The organism is Alloalcanivorax profundimaris (genome assembly GCF_015265435.1).
Taxonomy (GTDB): domain Bacteria; phylum Pseudomonadota; class Gammaproteobacteria; order Pseudomonadales; family Alcanivoracaceae; genus Alloalcanivorax; species Alloalcanivorax profundimaris.
Map to the genome: position 1 here is coordinate 85,869 of NZ_JABJWH010000021.1, position 15,686 is coordinate 101,554.

Annotated in this window: 15 protein-coding genes; 2 read left to right on the forward strand and 13 right to left on the reverse strand. The window is 66.5% G+C overall.

The genetic code is table 11. The features are described 5' to 3' along the window. Positions 1–11: 11 nt before the first annotated feature. From HMJ39_RS12740 to HMJ39_RS12750, 3 genes are all read right to left on the reverse strand, one after another. Entirely contained in the window at positions 12–710 is a 699-nt protein-coding gene (locus HMJ39_RS12740; protein ID WP_228462337.1) for a polysaccharide deacetylase family protein, read from the reverse strand. 1 nt (position 711) lies between these two features. After that, a complete protein-coding gene (locus HMJ39_RS12745) occupies positions 712–1,848 on the reverse strand; it encodes a glycosyltransferase (protein ID WP_228462338.1) in 1,137 nt (378 codons plus the stop codon). 91 nt (positions 1,849–1,939) lie between these two features. Continuing rightward, positions 1,940–3,106: a sulfotransferase family protein gene (locus HMJ39_RS12750; protein ID WP_161384752.1), complete on the reverse strand. Its 1,167-nt coding sequence runs from the start codon at positions 3,104–3,106 to the stop codon at positions 1,940–1,942. Between the two features lie 150 nt (positions 3,107–3,256). Between HMJ39_RS12750 and HMJ39_RS12755 the strand changes: the two genes are divergently transcribed. Further along, on the forward strand, positions 3,257–4,009 hold the full coding sequence (locus HMJ39_RS12755) for a glycerophosphodiester phosphodiesterase (RefSeq protein ID WP_194297614.1): 753 nt from the start codon (positions 3,257–3,259) through the stop codon (positions 4,007–4,009). Positions 4,010–4,054: 45 nt separating this feature from the next. On the opposite strand, the gene HMJ39_RS12760 is transcribed toward HMJ39_RS12755, so the two are convergent. Next, on the reverse strand, positions 4,055–5,167 hold the full coding sequence (locus tag HMJ39_RS12760; RefSeq protein ID WP_194297615.1) for a GNAT family N-acetyltransferase/peptidase C39 family protein: 1,113 nt from the start codon (positions 5,165–5,167) through the stop codon (positions 4,055–4,057). A 119-nt stretch (positions 5,168–5,286) separates the two neighbouring features. Between HMJ39_RS12760 and HMJ39_RS12765 the strand changes: the two genes are divergently transcribed. Continuing rightward, the gene (locus tag HMJ39_RS12765) at positions 5,287–6,426 is read left to right on the forward strand and encodes a patatin-like phospholipase family protein (RefSeq protein ID WP_161384747.1); all 1,140 of its coding nucleotides are present in this window, start codon (positions 5,287–5,289) and stop codon (positions 6,424–6,426) included. 83 nt (positions 6,427–6,509) lie between these two features. On the opposite strand, the gene nqrM is transcribed toward HMJ39_RS12765, so the two are convergent. The 9 genes from nqrM to HMJ39_RS12810 all read right to left on the reverse strand — a co-directional run bounded on the left by nqrM (position 6,510) and on the right by HMJ39_RS12810 (position 15,603). Next, positions 6,510–6,746 carry a (Na+)-NQR maturation NqrM gene (gene nqrM / locus HMJ39_RS12770; RefSeq protein ID WP_161384745.1) on the reverse strand — a complete coding sequence of 79 codons (237 nt, stop codon included), beginning with the start codon at positions 6,744–6,746 and terminating at the stop codon, positions 6,510–6,512. 1 nt (position 6,747) lies between these two features. Then, positions 6,748–7,776 carry an FAD:protein FMN transferase gene (locus tag HMJ39_RS12775; RefSeq protein WP_194297616.1) on the reverse strand — a complete coding sequence of 343 codons (1,029 nt, stop codon included), beginning with the start codon at positions 7,774–7,776 and terminating at the stop codon, positions 6,748–6,750. Positions 7,777–7,894: 118 nt separating this feature from the next. Next, positions 7,895–9,124, reverse strand: a complete 1,230-nt coding sequence (gene nqrF, locus HMJ39_RS12780) for an NADH:ubiquinone reductase (Na(+)-transporting) subunit F (RefSeq protein ID WP_194297617.1) — start codon at positions 9,122–9,124, stop codon at positions 7,895–7,897. A gap of 21 nt (positions 9,125–9,145) precedes the next feature. Continuing rightward, positions 9,146–9,766, reverse strand: a complete 621-nt coding sequence (gene nqrE / locus HMJ39_RS12785; RefSeq protein WP_194297618.1) for an NADH:ubiquinone reductase (Na(+)-transporting) subunit E — start codon at positions 9,764–9,766, stop codon at positions 9,146–9,148. Between the two features lie 25 nt (positions 9,767–9,791). Continuing rightward, a complete protein-coding gene (locus HMJ39_RS12790; RefSeq protein ID WP_194297619.1) occupies positions 9,792–10,457 on the reverse strand; it encodes an NADH:ubiquinone reductase (Na(+)-transporting) subunit D in 666 nt (221 codons plus the stop codon). Further along, positions 10,457–11,272 (reverse strand): Na(+)-translocating NADH-quinone reductase subunit C, encoded by an 816-nt coding sequence (locus tag HMJ39_RS12795; protein ID WP_194297620.1) that lies wholly within the window; start codon positions 11,270–11,272, stop codon positions 10,457–10,459. Before HMJ39_RS12795 ends, HMJ39_RS12790 begins: the two co-directional genes overlap by 1 nt. Beyond that, entirely contained in the window at positions 11,272–12,531 is a 1,260-nt protein-coding gene (locus HMJ39_RS12800) for an NADH:ubiquinone reductase (Na(+)-transporting) subunit B (protein WP_194297621.1), read from the reverse strand. The genes HMJ39_RS12795 and HMJ39_RS12800 overlap by 1 nt, the downstream gene beginning before the upstream one ends. Position 12,532: 1 nt before the next feature. Beyond that, positions 12,533–13,879: a Na(+)-translocating NADH-quinone reductase subunit A gene (locus HMJ39_RS12805; RefSeq protein WP_194297622.1), complete on the reverse strand. Its 1,347-nt coding sequence runs from the start codon at positions 13,877–13,879 to the stop codon at positions 12,533–12,535. Between the two features lie 266 nt (positions 13,880–14,145). Further along, positions 14,146–15,603: a glyceraldehyde-3-phosphate dehydrogenase gene (locus HMJ39_RS12810; protein WP_161384731.1), complete on the reverse strand. Its 1,458-nt coding sequence runs from the start codon at positions 15,601–15,603 to the stop codon at positions 14,146–14,148. Positions 15,604–15,686 lie beyond the last annotated feature (83 nt).

Here is a 15,686-nt window from a genome sequence, read left to right on the forward strand (position 1 = left end):
TGAACCCCATCTCAAGCCAGGGCCGGGTAATCCAACGTCCGGTCCAGGCGCCGAACCCAGGCTTCCACCTGCCCGCCCAGCTTGTAGTACAGATCCTGGGGATGAATCGAAACCCGCAGTGAGCGGCCGGCCATCAGGGCCATGGCCAGGTTGGCGCGGTTGAAGAGGTTCAGGCTCCAGGCCCGCCAGGCGGTGTCCGCCTCGAAGCCCACCAGCGGCAGCCGGATGAAGCGGCGTTCCCGGGCGTCGTACACGCCCCCCAGGGTCTCGAAATAACGGAACGGCAGGGCCGCCAGGGCCTGGGGTTCGATGCGACCCAGCGCCCAGGCCGGCGGCACGTAGAGCGGCGACGGCGTGAGGCCGTGCTCCACGAACCAGCGGTGGCAGTCCTGGATCAGGGCGGCGATGCCGGCGCCGTCCAGGGACAGGTGCTCGGCCACGTCCCGGGAGATGAACAGGCTGTGCAGGCGGTGATGGAGGGTGCGCGGCGGGTCGCAGCGGTGCCGCCAGCCGTGGCCGGCGAGCGGGTAACCTCGGGTACTCAGGTCGCGCAGCCAGTCCAGATCGTCGCCGCTCCAGTCGCGGCCGGGCACCACCAGCAGGGTGACCGCCGCCGGCGGCACGTCCGCCAGGCGTGCCAGTAGCTCGGAGACCCGGTCCCGGGTCTCCGGCATCACATCGTGAATGGAAACGAGCCCGGAAAGCGCCATGTCAGAGCCCGGGGCGGGCCTGGTTGGTGCTCAGGCGGCGCAGCACCGCCAGGGTCGGTGAGCGGCGCGGCTTGGGCAGGAAGGCGCCCTGGCGGGCGCAGCCCTGCAGGACCTGCAGCCAGCCGTTCACGGCCTCGCCGTTCATGGCCAGTGCGGCCTCGCGGCCGGCACGGGCCTGCTCGCGGCGCTGTTCCGGCGTCATCGCTTGCAGGCGGGCCAGGGTGTCCGCCAGGGGCTCGTCGGCCTCGGCCACGGTAAGGGCGCGGGCCAGGGCCGGCCATTGATTGATGCCGCACACCGGTGTGGTGATCACCAGCCGCTCCCGGGCCAGGGCTTCCAGGGCCACGGTGCCGAACGCCTCCACCGCGGAGGGCAACACCAGCACCTGGTGGCCGTCCAGCTCCGCCACCACCCGTTCGCGGCTGCACCAGCCCAGGAAATTCAGATTGGGCAGGTCCTTCTGGCGCTGTTCCACCAGGCCGCGCAGAGGGCCGTCGCCGGCCACGGTGAAGCGGCAGTCCGGGCGCGCCTCGGCCAGGGCCAGGAAATGTTCGATGTTCTTTTCCGCCGCCAGCCGGCCCACGTAGAGCACGGAGTCCGCCTCATCCGCCAGGGGCGTGACCTCGCTGTTGACGAATTCCGCGCCCAGGGGCGTGCCCACCAGTTGCGGGTGGCGGGCGCCGGCGGCGCGGGCGTCGGCGATCATGCTGTCGCAGATGGTGGCCACGGCGCTGCTGCCCCGGAACATGGCCCGGTTGAGCCAGTTGAGCAGGCCGCCGGCCAGGCGCGCCAGGCGCGGCCCCCAATACAGCTGCACCAGACGGTCGTAGTCGGTCTGGAAGGTGACGCACACCGGAATGCCCAGCTTGCCGGCGATCCAATAGGCGCCCAGGGAGAAAATGCCCGGCCCGGGGATCACGATGACGTGGGGTTTCATCTCCCACACCAGGGCGCTCAGCTCCCGCATCTTGGGGAAGAACAGCCGCTGGGTGGGGTCGCCGGGGATCGGCATGGACATGCCCTGGCAGGGGTGCGGGTCCTCCAGGCTGGGACAGACCAGCTCGGCCCTTTCCACCTCGTGGTCGAGGTGCGCCACCAGGTCCTGGAAGTAGGCTCCGACGCCATTTCGGCCCTTCATGGCGTCTACGACAAAAAGTACGCGCAGGTCTTTTGTTTTCATAACAGGCAGTATGAGTACCACTTATTTCCGATTTGTGACAAGAGAAATGTCACTCGTGTTCATCCCCCGGCAAGGGGTAACCAAACTTTTCGTAGACCCAGCCGAAGGTCTCGCGCAGCCGTTCCGGTGCCACGCCCAGGTTCTCCAGGGAATAATGGTGGCCGCTGCGGTAGCGCCGCGCGCGTTCGTCCTCGGCGGCCAGGCGGGCCTGGTAGGCCGGCGACGGGGTCAGGCCGAAGCGGTGGTAGAAGCCTTCCACCGTGGCGCGGGGCTCGGCGGCCAGGGTTTCCATCACGGACAGGGCCTGGCGCTCGGCGGGCAGGCGCGCCAGCTGGTCGAGCAGATGGCGGTAGTAATAGTCGAGCATGCCCAGGAAGCCTTCGCGCCAGTAGGCGGCGGTGTCGCGGCCGTCGAACACCCGGGCACCGATAACGATGGAGTTGATCTGCGAGGGCACCGCCGCCGTCGGGTTGCGCAGGCAGCCGATGAAGCGGGCGTCCGGGAAGGCCGCCGCCAGCGTCGCCATCAGCGGCGTGAAGGACGGGTTCTTCGACAGGAACGTCAGGTGGTCGCCATGGAAATAAAGGTGACGCTGCACGAAGCGGCGGTAGGCGGCCATCAGCCGGTGCTTCTCCGCCGCCGGCAGGTCGCGGTCCGCGTAGGTGAGCCGCCACAGGCGCGGATCCGGCACGGCCAGCACCAGCAGAAAACAACCCAGCACCGGCAGCAGCGCCAGATAATCTTCCTCCGGGTCGCGCAGGCCGGTCTTGTGGACGTCGTCCAGGCCGCCCAGCAGACGCCGCTCGGCCCATTGGAAGGCGCGCCCCAGCGGGCGCCCGACCAGGGCGTCCAGCCGCCCTGCCCCGCGCCACAGGCAGCGCTGGGTGATCGAGGGAGCGAAGATCAGCTCCCACAGGGCGGTGGTGGTGAAGCGTTTGTCGTCGGCGGCCAGCAGCCGGTGCAGGAAGGTGGTGCCGCTGCGCGGCACGCCCACCACGAACAGGGGCTCGCGCACCCGCACGCGGCGGAAATCGGGAAACAGCAGGTGATCCAGCAGCAGCCCCAGGCCGTTGATCGTCTGCACCAGCAGGAACAGGGGCCAGAAGCCGGCCATGACCAGCCAGCGTCGCGGCGAGACGCCGCTTACGGTGCCGTCGTAGTCCGGGTTCCAGGAGCGCACGAACAGCACCGCGTATGCCTTGATCAGGGAACCCATCCCGGTCTCCGGCGGTTCGCGGTGGGCCAACCCTAGCAGGCGCAACATGACTCTTCCATGACAATTGCCACGCGGCTATTGATGCGGCCGGAACGCCCACGCACAATGCCCGGCGATCCAGCGGGCGTCCGCGCAAAGCACAAGAGACCCATGACCCAAGGCATCCCCACCATTGTCGGCCACCGCGGCGCCCGCGGCGAGGCCCCGGAAAACACCCTGGCCGGTTTCCAGGTCGCCCTGGAAGCCGGCGTCCGCGAAGTGGAGCTGGACGTGCGCCTGTCCCGGGACGGGCACCTGATCGTGGTGCACGACCAGCACGTTACCCGCACCACCGGCGAGCGCGGCAAGGCGCACCACTACACCCTGGCGCAGCTGGGCGTGCTGGACGCGCGCCACAACACGCCTGGCTGGCACAGCCCGGTGTGCATTCCCTCCCTGCGCGAGGTGGTGGCGCTGTGCGGCCCGGACATGCGGTTCCAGTTCGAGGTGAAGGGCACCGAATCCACCCTGCTCCACCGTCTCGCCCACCAGCTGGTGGCGCTGATCGACGAGCTGGGGCTGCACGACCGGGTGGTGGTGACCTCCAAACACACAGGCTTTCTGCGCATGCTGGGCAATATGACGCCCCGGGTGGAGCGCGGCTATGTGGTGGAATACCGCTACCAGCAGCCCACCCGCCGCGCCGCCGGGCTGGGCTGCGCCTGGGTGATGCCGCGCCATTCCCTGGTGACGCCGGCGCTGATGCGCCGCGCCCGGCGCCGGGGCCTGAAGGTGTCCACCTGGACGGTGAACGATCTGATGGAAGCGGAGCGCCTGGCCGGGCTGGGAGTGGACGGCATCATCACCGATTTCCCCACCAGCTTCATCGCCCACTTCAATAAGCGCCGCGCCAATCGCGACTGAAGTCGCTCCTACAAAACCTTGCCAATAGCCACTGTAGGAGCGACTTCAGTCGCGATCCGGCCGGCCGACGATGACGGCGGTACGCAGGCGGGCCTGCCCGTAGCGGGTCATGCGCTCGAAACGGTCCCGGGTGATCGGCACGTGCTGGCAATCCAGCGGCACCTGATCCTCCGCCGGATCCGGGTCGTGGATGTAGAAGCATTCCTCATCGGCGCCGCTCACCACCACCCAATGGGGCGCCTTGCGCCCGTCCAGCCGCCAGGTGCTGATCAGCACGATGGCCACTTCTCCGTTTTGCAGCGCCCGGTCCAGCCGGGTCGCGGTGAGTTCCTGGTAGTGAACCGGAATCGCCAGCGCGCGGGCCTCCTCCTCGAAATGACCGTGCACGGTCTCGATCACCCGCTTCTTGTTCTCGTCGCGTACGGAATCCAGGAACAGCGGCCCGCGCTGGTTGCAGTAGACCTCCGCGTTCAGCCCCCGCCGGCGCGCCGCCAGGGCCAGCCCCAGGGGGTGGCAGCCGCCGTGACCGGCGGTCATGAAGATGGTGGTGGCCTCGCGCCAGATCAGCAGCTCCTCGCGCTCGTCCGGCGTGCGCCGCAGCAGCGCGGCCAGGGCCATCTGCAGGCAGGCCGGGCCACAGGTGAATTCAGTGCTCTGACGCACCCAGGGCACCGCCAGCCGGCTGCTGCCCTGGGGCGTGTAGTGCAGCCGCTTCTGGTAGCGCAGGGCGTCCTCGTGGTCCTCGTAGTAATCCGGCGTGCGCGCGAACAGCTTGTAGCCGCGCCGCTCATAGAGGCGGATGGCGGCGGCGTTGTCGCGGCGTACCTCCAGGCGCAGGTACAGGCGTTTCTCCTGGTGGGCGTAGTCCTCGGCGGCGTCCAGCAGCTGTTCGCCCAGGCCCTGGCCGCGCCGCCGCGGATCGGTGGCGATGGAATACAGCCGCGCCAGGCGCGTGCCACGCTGCAGGATCACCAGGGCGTAGCCGGCCAGAGCCCCGTCCTCGGCCTCCGCCAGAATCAGGCCGGAATGGGCCTGGCGGATCCAGTGGCGGAAGCTGCGGCGTGACAGCTGGTCGCTCTGGAAGCAGCGGCGCTCCAGGGCGGTGAGGGCATCGAGGTCGTCGGAACGGGCGGGGCGGAAGGTAAAACGATGGGCCATGGGTTTATCCGTTGAAGTGCGGCCAGCATAGCGCCGCCCCGGCGCCGGGCGCCAGCGGTTTCCGACGGATGACGGGCCGCCCGCCGTCGCCCATAATGCCGCCATAAGGAGATCGCACCATGCCAGTTTCGTCCGCCCCCACGCGGGGGCTGATTCTGTCCGGCGGCGGCGCCCGCGCCGCCTACCAGGTGGGCGTGCTCAGCGCCATCGCGGACATGACACCGCCCACCGCCGCCAACCCCTTTCCGATCATCTGCGGTACCTCCGCCGGGGCCATCAACGCCGCCGGCCTGGCCGCCGGCGCCCACGATTACCGCCAGGCAGTGCGCGGCCTGGAGCAGGTGTGGGCCAACATGACCGCCGACCAGGTCTACCGCACCGACATCGTCGCCTTCCTGCGCAGCCTGCTGCGCTGGCTGTTCAGCTCCGCCGCCGCCGGCCGGGGCACCACGCGCAGCGCCTTGCTCGACAACACGCCGCTGAAACGGCTGCTGCGGCTGGTGATCAACTTCCAGCGCATTGGCCAGAGCATCGATGAGGGTCACCTGCGGGCACTGTCGATCACCGCGTCCAGTTACGCTTCCGGGGAGTCCGTGGCGTTCTTCCAGGGCGCGCCGGATCTGCCGGAATGGAACCGGGCGAGGCGGCTGGGGCGGCGCTCCGCCATCGGCGTGCAGCATCTGCTCGCCTCGGCGGCGATCCCGCTGCTGTTCCCGGCGGAGAAAGTGGACGGCCGCTACTACGGCGACGGCGCCGTGCGCCAGCTGGCCCCGGTGAGCCCGGCCCTGCACCTGGGCGCCGACCGCCTGCTGGTGATCGGCGTGTCCGGCAATTCCTCCGCCGAGCACCAGCGCCAGCTGAGCGGCTACCCATCCCTGGCCCAGGTGCTCGGCCATGTGCTCGACAGCGTGTTCGTGGACACCCTGGAAGGGGACGTGGAACGTCTCGAGCGCATTAACCGCACCGTGCAGGCCCTCAGCAACCGGGCCCGCAACCAGCACGAGATCCAGTTGCGTCAGGTGGATGTGCTGAAGATCTACCCGTCCCAGCCCCTGGACGAAATCGCCGCCGAGCACACCAAGGAGCTGCCGCGCACCCTGCGCTTCTTCCTGCGCGGCTCCGGCGCCACCCGGTCACCGGGGGCCTCGGCGGTGAGCTATCTGCTGTTCGAGCCGGGATTCACCGGGCGGCTGATGGCGTTGGGGTATCAGGACGCCAAGGCCCGCGAGGAAGAGATTCGCGCCTTTTTGGCGGACTGAAGGGCCATCGCGGCAATGAGCGGCGGCCCTCGGGATAGGCCGGATCGCGGCGGGCGGCGCGGGGCGCCGGCCGCGGTGCCGGTTCAGGTTTTGAGGACGTCGCGGCCGAGCTCGGCGGCGCGTTGGGCGTTGACCTGGCGGGTGTTTTCGTCGCAGGCGTCCTTGTCGCCGCCGCAGATTTCGCAGCCGTCCTTCATGCCCAGGGCGGCGAGACCGCCGCAGGAGCCTTTCACGGGTTTGTTGGCCAGGATGGCGCCGATGGCCATGCCGGTGAACAGCAGGGCCACGATCACGAAGCTGGCGAGTACAGTGGCGAGCATCTCAGTTTTCTCCTTCCTCGGCTTCCAGGAGGGCCCGGAAGGCGGGGGTCATGATTTCCTCGGGGCCGTCATCGGTTCGGACAATGAACAGCGCCGGCAGTTCGCGGGCCTCGGCGAAGGCCCGCCCTTTTTCCGGCCCCAGCACGGTGAGCGCGGTGGCCAGACCATCCGCCACCATGCAACTGGAGTGTAACACGGTGACGGAGCCCAGTTGATGGCCCACCGGGTAGCCGGTGCGCGGATCGATGGTGTGCGAGTAGAGGGTACCGTCGTCCTCGAAGAAATTGCGGTAATCGCCGCTGGTGGCGATGGACAGGTCCTTGAGGGCGATGACTTTTTCCATTTCGCGGACGCCGGGGATCGGGCGTTCCACGGCGATGCGCCAGGGCTGGCCGTAGGGTTTGCGTCCGCCGGCGCGGAGTTCGCCGCCGATTTCCACCAGATAGTTCTTGATACCGGCGTTTTCCAGCACTTCCGCCACCTTGTCCACGGCGAAGCCCTTGGCGATGGACGACAGGTCCAGGTAGACCCCGCCGGGCTGCGCCAGCTGGTCGCCGTTGAGCTTGAGCTTGTCCCAGCCGACCCGGGCCCGGGCCGCCTCGATGTCCGCCTCCGGCGGCGGCTCGAAGCGCTCCGGGTCGGGCCCGAAGCCCCACAGGTTGACCAGCGGCCCCACGGTCACGTCGTAGGCGCCGTCGGTATCCCTGGAGATGGACAGGGCTTCCCGCAGAACCCTGGCGAAGTCCTTGGAGACGGTCACCGCCCGGCCCGCATCGGCCCGGTTGAAGCGGCTGATGGTGGCGTCTTCCCGGTAGGTGCTCATGTCCGCGTTGACCTGCTCCAGGGCGGCCTCGATGTTCTGGCGCAGCGCCGGGACGCCGCCGCTCGGCGTGCCGGTGAATTTCACCGACCAGGTGGTGCCCATGGTGGGGCCGGTGAGCGCGGACAGGCGGTCGTTGGTGTCGTCGCAGGCGGCGAGGAGCGCCAGGAGAGCGAGGAGCGGGAACAGGCGGAAGAGAGGGATTCGCATGGGGCTGCCGATTCGCGGGTTGGGGGATGCCGAGGAGCGGCGTCGGATCGCGACTGAAGTCGCTCCTACGGCACGTGGCGCGGTAGGAGCGGCTTCAGCCGCGACACCCGAGGTTTAATCACCCCCCGAAGTCATCCAGCATGATGTTCTCCGGCTCGACGCCCAGATCCTCGAGCATCTTGATCACGGAGGCGTTCATCATCGGCGGACCGCACATGTAGTACTCGCAATCTTCCGGTGCCGGGTGGTCCTTGAGGTACATGTCGTAGACCACGTTGTGGATGAAGCCGGTGGGGCCTTCCCAGTTGTCCTCGGGCTGAGGATCGGACAGGGCCAGGTGCCACTCGAAATTGTCGTTTTCCTCGGCCAGCTGGTCGTACTCTTCGTTGTAGAAGGTCTCGCGCCAGGAGCGCGCGCCGTACCAGAAACTGATCTTGCGCTTGGAGTTGAGGCGCTTGAGCTGGTCGAAGATGTGGCTGCGCATGGGGGCCATGCCCGCGCCGCCGCCGATGAACACCATCTCGGCGTCGGTGTCCTTGGCGAAGAACTCACCGAAGGGACCGAACACGGTGATCTTGTCGCCCGGCTTCAGGTTGAAGACGTAGGAGCTCATCAGGCCCGGCGGAATGTCCTTGGCGCCCGGAGGCGGCGTGGCGATCCGGATGTTGAACTTGAGGATGCCCTTCTCTTCCGGGTAGTTGGCCATGGAGTAGGCGCGCACCACGGTCTCGTTGCTCTTCGCCTTGAGGTCGAAGAACTTGAAACGCTCCCAGTCGCCGCGGAACTCCTCGTCGATCTCGAAGTTGGAGAAATCGATGTCGTAGGGCGGCGCTTCGAGCTGCACGTAACCGCCGGCGCGGAAGTCCACTTCCTCGCCTTCCGGCAGCTTCAGGGTCAGCTCCTTGATGAAGGTGGCCACGTTGGGGTTGGAAACGACTTCGCATTCCCATTTCTTCACGCCGAAGAATTCCTCGGGCACCTTGATCTTCATGTCCTGCTTGACGTTCACCTGACAGCTCAGACGCCAGCCGTCGCGGATTTCGCCCTTGGTGAAGTGGCCTTCCTCGGTGGGCAGAATGTCACCGCCACCGTCAAGCACCTGGCATTTGCACTGGGCGCAGGTGCCGCCGCCGCCGCAGGCGGAGGACAGGAAGATGCCCTGGTCGGCCAGGGTGCCGAGCAGCTTGCCGCCGGCCGGGGCGTCGATGCTCTTTTCCTGGTCGCCGTTGATGTCGATGTGGACGTCGCCGCTGATCACCAGCCGCGAGCGGGCGGCGAGAATCACCGCCACCAGCGCGAGCACGATGGCGGTGAACATGACCACGCCGAGAATGATTTCAAAACTCATGTTCTGGCTCTCCCCTTACCCTTAGAGTTGCACGCCGGAGAAGGACATGAACCCGAGTGACATCAGGCCCACCGTGATGAAGGTGATGCCCAGGCCCTTGAGGCCGTCGGGAACGTCGCTGTACTTCAGCTTCTCGCGGATACCGGCCAGCAGCGTGATCGCCAGGGCCCAGCCGGTGCCGGCGCCGATGCCATAAACCAGGGATTCGCCGAAGTTGTAATCGCGCTCCACCATGAACAGGGACGCGCCGAGAATGGCGCAGTTCACGGTGATCAGCGGCAGGAAGATGCCCAGGGCGTTGTACAGGCTCGGCACGTACTTATCCAGGGTCATCTCCAGGATCTGCACGATCGCCGCGATCACGCCGATGTAGCTGAGCAGCCCCAGGAACCGCAGGTCCAGGTTGGCCAGGGCGTCGATGCCGGTCCAGGCCAGCGCGCCCTCGTCGAGCAGGTACTTGAGGATCAGGTTGTTCACCGGAACGGTGATGGTGAGCACCACGACCACGGCGATGCCCAGACCGATGGCGGTGGAGATCTTCTTGGAAATGGCGATGAAGGTACACATCCCCAGGAAGAAGGCCAGCGCCATGTTCTCCACGAACACGGCGCGGACGAACAGGCTGATATAATGTTCAAACATTGCTTAACTCCCCTGTTCCACGCCGTTAAAACGCGTCGCTGACGCGGCTGTGCGGCTTCATCTTGAAGTCGTCCTCTTCCACCTGCTCCGGCTTCCAGGTCCGCACCGCCCAGATAAAGAAGCCGATCAGGAAGAAGGCGCTGGGCGGCAGCAGCAGCAGGCCGTTGGTCTGGTACCAGCCACCGTCGGCGGTGCTGGGCAGCACCTGCATCCCGAACAGGCTGCCGGCGCCGAACAGCTCGCGCACGAAGCCCAGGGTGAGCAGCAGCACGGAGTAGCCCAGGCCGTTGCCGATGCCGTCCATGAAGGAAGGAACCGGCGCGTTCTTCATGGCGAAGGCTTCCGCGCGGCCCATCACGATGCAGTTGGTGATGATCAGGCCGACGAACACCGACAGCTGCTTGGAGATGCTGTAGGCGTAGGCTTTCAGGAACTGATCCACCACGATCACCAGCGACGCGATAATGGTCATCTGCACGATGATCCGAATGCTCGACGGAATGGTGTTGCGGATCGTGCTCACGAAGAAGTTGGAGAACGCCACCACCAGGGTCAGCGCGATACACATGGTCACCGTGGTGCTCAGGTTACTGGTCACCGCCAGCGCGGAGCAGATACCCAGGATCTGCAGCGCGATGGGGTTATTGTCGAAAATGGGACCGAACAACAGGTCCTTGGTCTTCTCCGCCATTACGCCTCTCCTCCAGTCTCGCCGGCGTCGGATCCGGCATCACCGGCGCCGTTCTGCTGCATGCGCTCCAGGTAGGGGCCGAAGCCCTTTTCACCGACCCAGAAGCGCACCAGATGACTTACGCCCTTGCTGGTCAGGGTGGCGCCGGCCAGGCCGTCCACCTTGTTTTCCGCGTTGGGCGTCTTGCCGTCGACAGTGCCCTTGATGACCTGAATGGCCACGTCGCCGTCTTCGTCGTAGATTTTCTTGCCTTCCCAGAGTGCCTTCCACTTGGGATTGTCCACCTCGCCGCCAAGACCCGGGGTCTCGCCGTGCTGGTAGAAGCCCAGGCCGGCGATGGTCTTGGCGTCCGGCTCCAGGGCCATGAAGCCGTAGAGGGTGGACCACAGACCATAGCCGCGCACCGGCAGGATGATGCGGCTCAGGTCGCCGCTGTCATCACGGGCCAGGAACACCTCGGCCACGTCCGCCTGGCGCTTGATGCTGGCGATGTCCTCGTCGCCGCTGAGCGCCTCGCTCTGCTCCGGGTCCTTGGCGGCCTTGAGCTGGTCGTAGGAGTCCGGCTTGTCGACGTACTCCCCAGTTTCCAGATCGACGAAGCGACGTTCAATGGTCTCGAACGCCGCCTGCACGTCCATGCCGGGCTGGTAGAGGCCGGCGGCCTGCAGAATGTTGACGCGGCGGTCCAGGGTCTGGTTCTTCTGCTGCACGGGACGCAGGGTCACCGCGGCGGTGGACACCACCACGGCGCACACCAGACAGACCAGGAACGCGACCGTGAGGGTTTTTGCTACGCTCTCTTTGTTTCCAGCCATTACACCGCTCCACCGGTCCGACGCAGGCGACGACGGATGTTCGCCTGGGTCACGAAGTAGTCAATCAGGGGCGCGCACAGGTTGCCGAACAGGATGGCCAGCATGATGCCTTCCGGGAAGGCCGGGTTGACCACCCGGATCAGTACCGTCATGACGCCGATCAGCGCGCCGAAAATCAGCTTGCCGGTGTTGGTCATGGCCGCGGACACCGGGTCGGTGGCCATGAACACCAGGCCAAACGCCAGGCCACCCACGGTCAGGTGCCAGTACCAGGGCATGGCGAACATGGCGTTGGAGTCGCTGCCAATCGCGTTGAACAGGCTGCTCATGGCCACCACGCCGAGCAGCACGCCGAGCATGATGCGCCAGGAGGCGATCTTGGTGAGCAGCAGGAAGGCCGCGCCCAGGCCGATGGCGATCACCGAGGTTTCGCCGATGCAGCCCTGGATGCCGCCCAGGAAGGTGTCCATCCAGGCCAGGCTCTGGGTGGCGCCGTTGGCGCTCGCGGACAGGGCGTTCTCGGACAGGCCGGCGGCGAAGTTCAGGTCGCCGTTGGCGGCCAGGCCCAGGGGGGTGGCGCCGGAGAAGTTGTCCACGGCGGTCCAGATGGCGTCGCCGGACATTTGCGCCGGGTAGGCGAAGTAAAGGAAGGCACGGCCCACCAGCGCCGGGTTGAGGAAGTTCTTGCCGGTGCCGCCGAACACTTCCTTGCCGATCACCACGCCGAAGGACACGCCCAGCACCACCTGCCAGAGCGGAATCGCCGGCGGCAGGATCAGGGTGAACAGGATGCCGGTGACGAAGAAGCCTTCGTTCACCTCATGGCCGCGCTTCCAGGCGAACAGCGCCTCCCAGAAGAAGCCGGTGAGGTAAACGGCGATCAGGATCGGCACGTAGTAGACCAGGCCGTGCAGCAGGTTGGCCCAGAAACTCTGGTAGTCGAAGCCGGTGAGCGCCATCACCAGGTCCGCGCGCCAGCCGGGGATGGCGTCGTAGCCGAACTCGGTGATCTGCAGGTTGGCCTGGTAGCCGGTGTTGTACAGGCCGAACAGGATCGCCGGGAAGGTGGCGAACCACACGGTCATCATGATCCGCTTGAGGTCGATGCCGTCGCGCACGTGGGCCGCGGACCGGGTCACCGAGTCCGGGCTGTACAGCATGGTGTCGAACATCTCGAAGAAGACGTAGTACTTCTCGAGCTTGCCGCCCTCGTGGAAGTGAGGCGCGATTTTGTCGTCGATGTAGTTTCTCAGGCCCATCTCAGCTCTCCGCCTCGATCGTGGTCAGGTTGTCGCGCAGGATCGGCCCGTACTCGTACTTGCCGGGGCACACATAGGTGCACAGGGCCAGGTCCTCCTCCACCAGCTCCAGGGCGCCCAGCGCCGTGGCGCTGTCGGTGTCGCCGACGATCAGCGAGCGCAGCAGCTGGGTGGGCAGAATGTCGAGCGGCATGACCTGCTCGTAGGCGCCGATCGGCACCATCGCCCGTTCACTGCCGTTGGTGGTGGTGGTGAGGTTGAAGCGCTTGCCGGGCATCAGCTTGGACAGGTAGATGTTCATCACCGAGAAGCGGTTCATGCCGGGGGAGATGTAGCCCAGCAGATCCCGGTCGCGGCCTTCGCGCAGCACCGTCACCTGGTTGGCGACACGGCTCAGGTACATCAGCGGACCGCGGGCGTGGTGGCCGTTGAACACGGACCCGCCGATCAGGCGATTGTCGCCGTCCTTGAGTTCACCGCGCGTGAAGTCCTCGAGGCTGGCGCCGACGCGGGTGCGCAGCAGACGCGGGGTCTTCACCTGCGGGCCGGTGAGGGCCAGCACTCGGTCGGTGGCGATGGAGCCGGTGGTGAACAGCTTGCCGATGGCGATCACCTCCTGGTAGCCCAGGCTCCATACGGTTTTTTGCATGCTCACCGGATCCAGATGATGGATATGGGTGCCGGCGTTGCCCGCCGGATGCTTGCCACCGAAGGCCTGCTCGCGGATCTGGCCCTCGGCGAAGGACGGCAGATCGCCGCCGGCCGCCTTGCACACCCACACCGGACCGTCGGTGAGGCGGGTCAGGACGGTGAGGCCGTGGCGGAAGCTCTCTTCGTTCTCCTTGATCACCACCGCCGGGTCCTGGGCCAGGGGGTTGGTGTCGATGGCGGTGACGAAGATGGAGTTGGGGGCGCTGCCCGGCGCCGGCACCTTGCCGTAGGGGCGGGTGCGCAGCAGGGTCCACTCGCCGGAGTCGACCAGTTGCGTCTGCACGGCTTCCCGGTCCAGGGAGGCCAGGGACGCCGGGTCGTGGGCGGTGAAGGTGATTTCCTCCTCCTGGTCGGCGATTTCGATCACCACGGACTGGAGAACGCGCTTGTGGCCGCGGTTCACGGCGGTGACCTTGCCGCCGGCGGGCGCGGTGTATTTCACACCGTCGGTCTTTTTATCCGTGAAGAGCAGCTGGCCCTTCTTGACCGTGTCGCCTTCGCGGACCTCCATGGTCGGTTTCATCCCCACGTAGTCGCCGCCGAGCACGGCGACAGAACGGACCTGATGACCCTCCTCGATCGCCTGGCGCGGCGCACCGGCGATGGGAAGGTCAAGCCCCTTCTTGATTTTGATCATAGTGTCTCGCCCACGTTGCGTGTTGCTGAAGTCGAGCGGCGCTTTCCCCGGGGACCGCTGAATCGCGGTGGAGGCGGGAAGGCGCGCGGAAACCGGCAGAAAGCGTCAGGAACACCCGTTCGGGAAGTCCGGGCACCAAGCTCCGGAGAGGCCGGCGCCGGGCCGGCGCGCGACATTATAATGACCGACCGGTCCGGATGCCAGGATTGCCCGTGTGGGTATTCCCGAAAAAAAGCCCGCGGAAGCGGGCTTTTTCCTCTGACCGGTCAGTCTTTCGGGTAAATGGGGTATACCACCCCGGACAGTTGCTGCAGCAGGCGCACCACCTGGCAGCTGTACCCGAATTCGTTGTCGTACCACACGTACAGCACGCAGTGGCGGCCATTGTTGACAATGGTGGCCTCGGCGTCGATGACGGCGGCGTGACGGGAGCCGACGAAGTCGGTGGAGACCGCGTCCGGGCTGCTGATGAAGTCGATCTGACGCTGCAGCGGCGAATGCAGGCTCACCCAGCGCAGGTAATCATTCAGCTCTTCGAGCGTGGTTTCCTTGCCCAGGGTCAAGTTCAGGATCGCCATGGACACGTCCGGGGTCGGCACCCGGATGGAATTGCCGGTGAGCCGGCCGGCCAGATCCGGCAGCGCCTTGGCGGCGGCGGTGGCGGCCCCGGTTTCGGTGAGCACCATGTTCAACGGCGCGGCGCGACCACGACGCGGACCCTTGTGGAAGTTATCCAGCAGGTTCTGGTCGTTGGTGTAGGAGTGCACCGTTTCCACGTGGCCCACTTCGATGCCGAACTTGTCGTTCAGCGCCTTGAGCGGCGGCACGATGGCGTTGGTGGTGCAGCTGGCCAGGGACAGGATGGTGTCCTCGGCGGTGACCAGGTCGTGGTTGACGCCGGGCACGATGTTCTTGAGGTCGCCCTTGCCGGGCGCGGTGAGGATCACGCGCTGCACGCCGGCGCACTGCAAGTGCTGGGAAAGACCCTCGCGATCCCGCCATTTGCCGGTGTTGTCCACCAGGATGGCGTTGTTGATGCCGTACTGGGTGTAATCCACCTTGGACGGATCGTTGGCGTAGATCACCTTGATGTAGTTGCCGTTGGCGATGATGGCGTTTTCTTCCTCATCGACGGCGATGGTGCCGGCGAACGGACCGTGCACGGAGTCGCGGCGCAGCAGGCTGGCGCGCTTCTGCAGGTCTTCCTTGCCGGATTCGCGGACCACGACGGCCTTCAGGCGCAGGCCGTCGCCGGAGCCGGTCTTCTCGATCAGCAGGCGGGCCAGCAGGCGGCCGATGCGGCCGAAGCCGTACAGCACCACGTCGGTCTGGCCGGGCAGGTCCACCTTGTCGTTGACCGCTTCCGCCAGTTCCTCGCGGACGAAGTCCTCCACGGACAGGCCGCGGTTGTCCTTCTTGTAGGCCACCGCCAGCTTGCCGATGTCGATGCGGCTGGGGCCGATGTCCAGCTTGGACACTTCCTGCAGAATCGGGAAGGAGTCGACCACGGACAGGCCGCTCTCGAACAGCTCGGACCCTTCGATCTGCTTAACGAAACGGTGGGTCTTGAGGATCTGGATCACGGAATTGTTGACCAGGGAGCGGCTGTACACCGAGGTGGTCACATTCTTTTCCCGGTAGAGACGGCCGATCATGGGGATCATGGCCTCGGCGATCTCTTCGCGGTTTTTCCAGCGTCCGAAGTGGTCTTCCAGTTTGTTCACGGGGCGCCTCTCAGTCAGGTTCTGCAGGTCGGTTTACCGGTCCTCGGGGGACCGGACCCGGGGCGCGCGCATGATAGCGCCAA